Annotated in this window: 5 protein-coding genes; 3 read left to right on the plus strand and 2 right to left on the minus strand. The window is 36.3% G+C overall.

The features are described 5' to 3' along the window. Positions 1–970: 970 nt before the first annotated feature. Positions 971–1987, minus strand: a complete 1017-nt coding sequence (locus tag F6K27_RS31625; protein WP_287279782.1) for an adenosine kinase — start codon at positions 1985–1987, stop codon at positions 971–973. 453 nt (positions 1988–2440) lie between these two features. Further along, positions 2441–3202 carry a pentapeptide repeat-containing protein gene (locus F6K27_RS31630; protein ID WP_287243055.1) on the minus strand — a complete coding sequence of 254 codons (762 nt, stop codon included), beginning with the start codon at positions 3200–3202 and terminating at the stop codon, positions 2441–2443. Positions 3203–3322: 120 nt separating this feature from the next. Between F6K27_RS31630 and F6K27_RS31635 the strand changes: the two genes are divergently transcribed. The 3 genes from F6K27_RS31635 to F6K27_RS31645 all read left to right on the plus strand — a co-directional run bounded on the left by F6K27_RS31635 (position 3323) and on the right by F6K27_RS31645 (position 7279). Beyond that, positions 3323–4252 carry a cobalamin-binding protein gene (locus F6K27_RS31635; protein ID WP_287279784.1) on the plus strand — a complete coding sequence of 310 codons (930 nt, stop codon included), beginning with the start codon at positions 3323–3325 and terminating at the stop codon, positions 4250–4252. A gap of 847 nt (positions 4253–5099) precedes the next feature. After that, the gene (locus F6K27_RS31640) at positions 5100–6176 is read left to right on the plus strand and encodes a glycoside hydrolase family 104 protein (protein WP_287279786.1); all 1077 of its coding nucleotides are present in this window, start codon (positions 5100–5102) and stop codon (positions 6174–6176) included. Positions 6177–6361: 185 nt separating this feature from the next. Continuing rightward, positions 6362–7279 carry a GUN4 domain-containing protein gene (locus tag F6K27_RS31645; protein WP_287279788.1) on the plus strand — a complete coding sequence of 306 codons (918 nt, stop codon included), beginning with the start codon at positions 6362–6364 and terminating at the stop codon, positions 7277–7279. The last annotated feature ends 373 nt before the right edge of the window (positions 7280–7652 follow it).

Here is a 7652-nt window from a genome sequence, read left to right on the forward strand (position 1 = left end):
ATTCATACAATGTTCCATACTCAACGTGATGATTCAAAATGGTAAACCCCAGAGCTACAAAGTAGAAATCTAGTTAACTTCCAACTAAGGGAGTTTTTGGCGATCGCTACTTTCATGCAACAAAGCCCTTTTTTTCAGAAAATTTCTTCCCTGTTGCTTTTCTTGATGCCTGTTCCTTTGCGTCTGTCGAACCCCGTGGGGTCGCACCACTGTTGCCTATTTCTGCAAAAAGTCTATTCTTTTTCGGAGATGTCTAATAAACACAAAGCAGGGAGATATAAAAAAAACAAAGATATATTTCTCACACTGTGCGTATTGAAATACATCTTTAAGTTTAAATCTCCTAAAATTATTTGTGGGGTATTATAACTGGTCCTGTCTTCTGACTCTCTTGTATAATTTTTGTAGAGTAAAGAATGGGTTAAAACATAGACTAACGATCGCTTTTAGACAGGGAAATGTTTTTCCCACTTTTGCCTTCTGGAGTCGTTCTCTAAATATAGAACAGATTGCTAGTAAATGAGGTACAGTCCTTAACTTGATACATTCTCACCATTAAGAAAAACTGGTTGAAAAATCTTTGTTGCCGTACCTCATCAACTTGAAATACTGTGTATTATCGTCGCTACGTTTCCGTTGTGTTTTGAGCGTTAGGTCTTAAGTATTAGGACATTGCTGAATTAAGGTATGAAAGTAGGTTTATAGGGAATAGGGAATAGGGAACACCGGATCTGGGAATTAATATTAACAAGTAGTTCAAACCATCCAAAATAAAAAATCCCAAATACAAAATTCTCAAATCATTCCCAGAATCAGCAACGCCAGTATTAGGAAGAAAATTTTTCAGCACTATTCGGAGCAGTTGGGTTTTCAAACCCCACAGCTACCTGTAGAGTCTACAAACTTGTTAAGGTTGATACACTCAATAAGATTGAACCATTAACCATTAACCTAAAACCTATAACATTCTTCAATTAGGAGATGATATTACTTCCTGACATTTATCTTCCCAAGAACCTTCTAAACGCGGACCTTGAATTTGTACAACAGCAGAAGCTAGATAATTTCCCCAACGTGCAGCTTGAATAGGTGTGTAACCATGGGTAAGGCCAAATAACACACCTCCTGCAAAAGCGTCCCCCGCACCAACAGTATCGATCGCTTTCACAGGAAACCCTGGTACAGGAGTAATTTTTTGATCTTTGACAACTAAACAACCTTCCTTACCATTAGTAATAAAAGCTGTTTCTACCAACTCCCCAATTTTAATAGCACATTCTTCTAAAGACTCAATTCCACAGAAACTACGAGCTTCATCAGCATTGCAAAATAATACATCACAATAATTTGACGCTACTTCGCGGAAGTCATCAGCAAACATATCTACTAAAAACTGGTCAGAGAAAGTAAAACACACTTTAACTTCTTGACGTTTAGAATCTTCCATTGCTTGAATACAAGCTTGCTTTGTATCCGGTCCAGTCCACAAATAACCTTCTATATAACTGTATTTACAACGCTTAATTTGTTCTGCATCAATATCATTAGCACTGAGACTCACAGATACTCCCAGATTAGTACACATGGTACGTTCGGCATCAGGAGTTGTCAGTACCACACAAGTACCAGTAGGTCCATTTTCTGTAGATGTAGGAACTACATTAAATTCAATTTTGGAGTCGAGCATATCTTGACGGTACAACTCACCATTAGGATCGTTGGCGACTTTGGCCACAAAAATACCCGTTCCTCCACTCTGAGCGATCGCTATCATGGTATTTGCTGCTGACCCTCCAGAACGCATTTGTAAGGGTATGTGTTCTAGGTCGTGCAATATTCCTCCTTGTGTTGGAGCATCCATCAGAGTCATCCCGCTTTTTTGGAGGGAATGTTTAGCGATTAAGTCTTCTTCTACAAATGCGAGGATGTCTACTAAGGCGTTACCTACGCCAAATACGTCTAATTTTTGGGTGTTTGCTGCTGTCATCTATTTTTCTATTTTTTGGCCACTTAGGCATAATATCATGTCTGGATAAAATGTATAATTTTGATTATGATGTCTAGTTGAATTTTTATAAATTAAGTTAGTGGGGTAGTAGGGAGAATAAGGAGATTTGTCTTGTTATTGAGATAATAGGTTTTTTGATCACTAATTATCCTGATTTAATATAAGTACCATTAGGACAAAATACTTTAGTTCAAAGGGAACAGGAAGTAAAATGTCCTAACCTGCACTCATGTACCATAAATTATGAAATAGAAGAAGAGAAGATTTACTTAGTTTAGTCTCAAACTGGCCTTATACCTGGAATTATCATTTTCTTTGTGGGTTTAATACCCCACCGTCAACGGGGGTGTTCAAAATTACTTGGGGGAGCGAATACCCATGTAATTTTCCTCCTGTCTCCTGTCTCCTGTCTCCTGTCTCCTGTCTCCTTCTTCAAGTTTTATTAACTACACTTGATTTAAGATTGTTGAATGACCCAGAGTAGTTAACATTGAAACCATCAGGTAAAATCGCATCAGCTAACTTAGCACGACTTAAATTAACCTCACTTAAATTAGTATCAAGTAAATTTACCCAACTTAAATCAGCACCATTAAAATTAGCTTTAGTCAAATTAGCAGCAGACAAATTAGAACTGTTGAGATCGACTTTACTGAAATTAGCCTTAGTCAGATTTGCACTACTCAAGTCTGTAACAATTAAATATGAACCAGTTAAATCAGCTTTACTCAAATCTGCCCCTACTAAATTAGCACCAATCAAACTTACATATTTCATATTTGCATAAATCAGACAAGCATAGCTAAGACTAGCACTAAAAAGAAAAGCACCATCTAGATTCGCTTGAGAAAGGTTAGCGCAAAACAAAAAAGCACGATTTGCATCAATTTTTGAGAGATTAGCACAACTTAAGTTCGCATTACTCAGATTAGCTTCACATAATTTAGCACTTGTTAAGTTAGCTTCACTTAAATTTGCCCCTACTAAATTTGTACCACTCAAATTAGCATTACTAAGATTGACTCCACTAAGGTTAGCATTTGTCAAATCAGCATCACTAAAATCAGAATTACTAAAATCAGCACCACTCAGATTAATACCACTAAGGTCAACTTCCGGCAGCTTTATTGCTATAAAGTTTCTATTACCATTAGTATAATCTTCTCGTATTTTCTTGGTATCTCTTATGGGCATCTACGCTAAATAGTTTAGGTTTGTTCTCAGTACTATTATCTCAAAATACTAATCAATTATAATAAAGCTTAATTTTTTATTAAGTAAAGAAAAGCGATCGCTATATACTCAAGAAGAAAAATGATAGATCGTCAACTAAAAATTGTTTCTCTAATTCCTAGTGCTACAGAAATTGTTGTAATATTGGGATTAACGGATGCTATGGTGGGTAGAAGTCACGAATGTGACTATCCTCCAGAAATTCAAAACTTGCCTGTTTGTACTCAGCCTAAATTTAATCCTGAGGGAAGTAGTCGTGAAATTCATAATCGAGCTACGGAGTTATTACAATCAGCTTTGAGTGTCTACCGTGTAGAAACAGAAACCCTAGAAAAATTAGAACCTACTCATATTATTACTCAAGCTCAATGTGATGTTTGTGCTGCTAGTTTGGCAGAAGTAGAAGCTGTAGTAGCAAATTTAACTAAAAGTCATCCTCAAATTATTTCATTACAGCCTAATTTATTGGCAGAAGTTTGGGCAGATATGGAACAAGTAGCAATGAGTTTAGGAGTGGATGGAAATGAAGTAATTTTTAAGTTAAAATCTAGGGTTAAAGCTTGTTCGGAAAAAACTCAAAATTTACCAGTTAATGATATTCCGAAAGTAGCTTGTATTGAGTGGAGCAATCCGCTAATGGCAGCAGGAAATTGGATACCAGAATTAGTTAAGTTAGCTGGGGGAAATTCATTATTTGGAGTAGTGGGAAAACATTCTCCATGGTTAAAATGGGAAGAGTTATTAATTGCTAATCCAGATATTATAATTTTCATGCCTTGTGGTTTTGATTTAGAACGTACTCGCCAAGATACTATGGAGTTAATTAATCGTCCAGAATGGCAAGATTTACCTGTAGTTAAATCGGGGAAAGTTTACATTACAGATGGTAATTCTTATTTTAATCGTCCAGGGCCGAGATTAGTCGATTCTTTAGAAATTTTAGCGGAAATTTTACATCCTGAATTATTTAATTTTGGTTATGGAGGAATAGGTTGGGTGAAGTTATCTTAAGTATAAGATCAAATTCGCTATTCTTAAATCAGGAGGAAAATACAGTTATAAATATTTGTTAATGGTAAAGATGGAGTAGATAAATAACGAATAAGATATGTTTACCTCATACAAATAATTGCTAAAAATATTACTTAACCTGACTTATTATTTGATAATTGAAGTGTTCAATAAGTAGAACATTTTTTTAGGAGATTGGTATAACTTTATTGAGTACGCTTTACATTCTTTTTGCGTAGCATTTCCGCACCGAAAGGATGCCTTAGAATTACACACTTACTTTTCATTTGTGCAAAGGAGTTGCCTGAGAACTTGAAGTTAAGCAGAACAGAAAACTTGCCAAAAACAAAGAGATACAGCAGATTTAGTGCTATATGAAGTACAAATATTTAAGAAGACCTCGCCCGATCGGACGGGGTTTAAATAAAGTCTTTGTAGTGCGGGCATCTTGCCTGCCACAGATGTAGCTCACTTATATGAAACAAGCTGTAAATTAAATTAAATCTCAAATAATATATTTTTATAGTTAAGTTAATTCGGTATAACCAAATGTCAAACTACTAGATAAGTATTCGAGTATTAGGTGAGAGAAGTTGTTTAATTATTACTCCTTGTTCCCTATTTCCATCTCAATATCCTTCGTTCTATTTGATCTAACTATTTAACATCTAGCAATTTTCATAAGGAGTAAGATACAAAATTATAGATTTTACCGAACAGTTCATTTTTCAATAAGCAATAGGGAGTCAAAATACAACTTTAATTTATGCTTCTAGAGAAACCCTATATTCTTGACTTAGGATAATTAGTTTTAAGCTTTAATTCTATAGTATTCAGATGGTGTGCCATGTACAAACAACAAGTACAAAAAAGAAGTAAACCTCAAACAATTTCAGACATTGAATTAATCAATATCTGGTTACAACAAATTCCTCCTATAAATAAATCATTTCATTTATATATAGCTCAAATGTTCCTGAAATTTGTCAAAAAGCCACTAAAAAAAGTAACTCAAGTAGATGTTATAGCCTTTGCAAATATTCAGGGTATTCGCTCTAATAATCGAGAATTAGATCGAAATAAACGATTAGAAACTATTAATTCTTTGCTAAAATTTGGTCAGCAAACTGGTATACTCCCTAATACTCAAAAAAATATCTGGTCTCCTACTATTAAAAACTTCAACAAATCAGCCCCCTCTAAAAACAAAACAGAAAATAATTCTACTACTCGGAAAATACAGAAACAGCCCTTAAATTGGTTTAAACTGTTGAACATCCAGCTAGCTTCTACCTTATTAATTATTTTCGTGTTACTTATGGCCATCTTAAAAATATTTCAAGAAGTGGGTGGGGGCGCAAATGCTGTAGATGAAAATTGGCCAGAAACAGTAGTGATTATGCCTGAGATTGAGCCAACTGAGAATTGGGCCTATCCAATAAATGTACCCAGAATACGAGCTTTTCTCGATACAATCGCTGTAACAGAAGGCACCACAGGTCCTCAAGGTTATTATCGTCAATACACAAACGACCATTTCTCTGGCTTTGAAGACCACCCTAGAGAGATGAAATGTGGCATTGATAGGAATAACGAAAAACTTTGTTCTGATGCAGCAGGTAGATATCAGTTTCTGAGTACATCTTGGGACCTCTATGCTCCTATGGTAGGTGCTAAGAACTTTGGCCCTACTTATCAAGACCGTGTAGCTATAGAATTGATTCGAGAAAAAGATGCTCTAGAGGACATTGAACAAGGGAGAATTGAAGAAGCTTTTAGAAAGTTATATATGGTTTGGCCTTCATTTGGAGAAACACCTACAGAAGTTGAGCGACTCATGCCTAAACTTATAGGAACTTACAATAATAACTTGGCTCGGTATCAACCCTCTGAGATATCTTCAGAACAAGAATCTCAAATGTAGTTTGAAGGAAATGGGGAGATGGGGAGATAGGGGGATGGGGAGATGGGGAGATGGATTTGATATAAAATATGACTTCTAACTTCTAACTTTTAACTTTACTGGGGAGATGAATTTGATATAGAATATGACTTCTAACTTCTAACTTCTTAACTTTTGACTTTTGACTTCTAACTTTTGACTTTAGTATGGTACTATGTCCTGTTTGTGGCACAGAATACATTGACACATTCCCAGAATTTTGTTCTGTTTGTAGTTGGGATTTAACATCAGACACTACCTTCTTTGCTACAGCAGAAATATACCAGCGAAAAGAAGAAGCAAAATTGAACTGGGCTAGACAAATGTGGCAAATTGTACAAGACCAGAAAAATCAAAATAGTGAGAATAACACCATAAGTTTACCTTTTGGACAGGTAGATCAGGTAAATCACAATCAAAATTTCAATGGGGACCTTAAAAGACAACTAGATAAACTACAAGCTCAGTTAAATCAGGCAGCAATGGAACGCTTTCAGCTTCATTCTCAGCTAGAGTGGGTACTTTATCGCCTCGAACAGCTTAACCCAGAAATATTGACAGATACTCTGTATCGTATTGAAGAACACCTAAATGCCATGGCAACTCCAGAAGCAGCAATGTCAGAAGTAGGGATAGACTATAACCCACTGATAAATCTTTTAGCTGCAGGAAAATGGCGAAAAGCAGACGAACTTACTTGGGAGTTGCTACTGCGAGTCACCCTCCGGGAAGATGAAGGTTGGCTACAGTTAGTAGATATTGAAAATTTTCCCTGCACAGACCTTCTTACTATTGACTGGCTTTGGGAGTATTACAGTAACGGGTTGTTTGGCTTAAACGTACAACAACGTATATGGGAAAGTGTAAGTGGAGAATATGGAGATTTTTGCGACCGCGTTGGATGGCGAAATGGAGAAAGTTGGAAATATTATGATGAACTTAGCTTTAACCTGCAAGCTCTAGAAGGTCACTTACCTGTAATTATATGGCGACGACGTGCTTGTTATGGAGTTGGTAAAATGATAGCTCCTGAAACATTTTTGGCTTTTATATGTCGACTAACAATTTGTAATAGTAGTAGATAGGGTAGTCCTGCATGGTAATGGTAAGGATATATATTTTTTAATTTTTCCCACACTCCCCATCCCCCCATATCCCCAAATTCCCCTCCACCGGAGGGGTTAGGGGTGGGTCCCCATCTCCCCACACTTCTTTTTCCATTACTATGCACCACCACCGTAGTGGACTGACACAGCTAAAATGGTGCATTAGAATCGTCAGCAAAAAGTGACTATTGCTAAGACAAGCGCTCGCTCTTCAACAGACAGTAAAAAACAGGCGCTCGCTCTTCAACAGACAGCCCAAAACAGCCTATTTATGAACTTTTGGAAGTTTCAAATACAGGATAAAGATGTTGGAGTTTGACTCTGGCATCGTCCGTCGAGAAATGCCAAATCA

It is taken from the genome of Okeania sp. SIO2F5 (assembly GCF_010692685.1).
In the GTDB taxonomy this organism is placed as follows: domain Bacteria; phylum Cyanobacteriota; class Cyanobacteriia; order Cyanobacteriales; family Microcoleaceae; genus Okeania; species Okeania hirsuta.

What these genes read in the sequence shown, in the direction of transcription:
- F6K27_RS31635 (WP_287279784.1), top strand. Translation starts at nt 3,323, where the DNA reads ATGATAGATCGTCAACTAAAAATTGTTTCTCTAATTCCTAGTGCTACA.
- F6K27_RS31640 (WP_287279786.1), top strand. Translation starts at nt 5,100, where the DNA reads ATGTACAAACAACAAGTACAAAAAAGAAGTAAACCTCAAACAATTTCA.
- F6K27_RS31630 (WP_287243055.1), bottom strand. Translation starts at nt 3,202, where the DNA reads ATGCCCATAAGAGATACCAAGAAAATACGAGAAGATTATACTAATGGT.
- F6K27_RS31625 (WP_287279782.1), bottom strand. Translation starts at nt 1,987, where the DNA reads ATGACAGCAGCAAACACCCAAAAATTAGACGTATTTGGCGTAGGTAAC.
- F6K27_RS31645 (WP_287279788.1), top strand. Translation starts at nt 6,362, where the DNA reads ATGGTACTATGTCCTGTTTGTGGCACAGAATACATTGACACATTCCCA.